This is a genomic window from aff. Roholtiella sp. LEGE 12411 (assembly GCF_015206995.1).
Lineage (GTDB): Bacteria > Cyanobacteriota > Cyanobacteriia > Cyanobacteriales > Nostocaceae > Komarekiella.
In genome coordinates, this window is the sequence record NZ_JADEXR010000328.1 from 1 (window position 1) to 1,164 (window position 1,164).

Here is a 1,164-nt window from a genome sequence, read left to right on the forward strand (position 1 = left end):
GAGCATCTCACTTTTTGAAGTGGCTCAAACTGACAATAATCCATTGAGGTAAGCAGAGCGATGAGCCAGGACTTGAGGAACATTTTCTCGTTTCCATTGTGCCCCAGAAATCTTTGTTCGACGGTCAATCTGTTTAACGGCAGATTCAACCGAACCAGAACCAATTGAACAAATTTGTTCAGCTTGATGATATTGGTAGTTAATAATGCGATCACGATGCTTATCAAGATAACCGCAAAAGTTTTGTGCTTGTTTACCTTTACAATCAGCGAATAGAGCTTTGGTTGCCTCAACTTGACCTTTCCATAGTAGAGCTTGTGCTTGTTTCAAGCGTTTTTGTGAACCCCCAATTTTATGAAGGTTTTCTATCAAATGGAACCAATCAAGCACTTCTCGACGTTGTACATCAGGGGCTAGTTGGTCAACTATATTCCAAATACCATCATGTCCATCACCGATACAAGTAACTGTGCTAGCCAGTGGTTGATCATTAACCCAATCAATCACAATCTGATTATTCTGAAATGAAGTTCCAAGCATTCCAAGATGATGTAAGCTAATCGCTTTATAGCCAAGCCATGCACATATTTGACCTTTAGGAGTTCGCACACGAATGTTTCCACCATCAACACTTAATTCTTCAACTATGTCTTTTTGCATTGGCAAGTCAAAGTTCTGACGATGTACTAATCTTTGTTGGCTGCTGTGGGAAACTTGCACGCCTGTAAAATACTTGATGTCTGATGCTGCATCTTCATAGCTAACATTCGCACTTACCCTTAAACAACAAGTTTCTAGGTATGGACTTAGTTGAGTACTTGGTGCGACTTCTAATTCAATGGCTTGTTTGCTCGTTATTGGTAACTCTCCAAGGATACTTTTGAGATGTCGTTGGTATCCTGCGGTTGTTCCTGTAACCGTTTCGATAAAAAAACCCCTACTTCTGGCATAACGTGCTTTTGCATTTGGCTCCGCACTGCTTCTTCAATCCCTGCAAGATTTATGAGCTTTTCTTTTGACGTATCTTCGTACAATATTTTAGCGATCGCTTGAATGTGTTCTTGAAGAGCTTGTTTTTGTTCTGGGGTCATCGCTAAGTAAATACACTCGTCTTACTTATCCTGACTGATTTTCGCTTTCTTTGCAAAAAACTGGGATGCTCCC

At 40.5% G+C, this 1,164-nt stretch carries 1 protein-coding gene; it reads right to left on the reverse strand.

Annotated features, from left to right (window positions below):
* Positions 1-24: 24 nt before the first annotated feature.
* Positions 25-1,091 (reverse strand): ISKra4 family transposase gene (locus tag IQ246_RS29725; RefSeq protein WP_194006862.1). Its coding sequence is split into 2 segments (ribosomal slippage): positions 25-935 and positions 935-1,091, totalling 1,068 coding nucleotides; the frame shifts between segments, so codons are not numbered across the junction.
* Positions 1,092-1,164 lie beyond the last annotated feature (73 nt).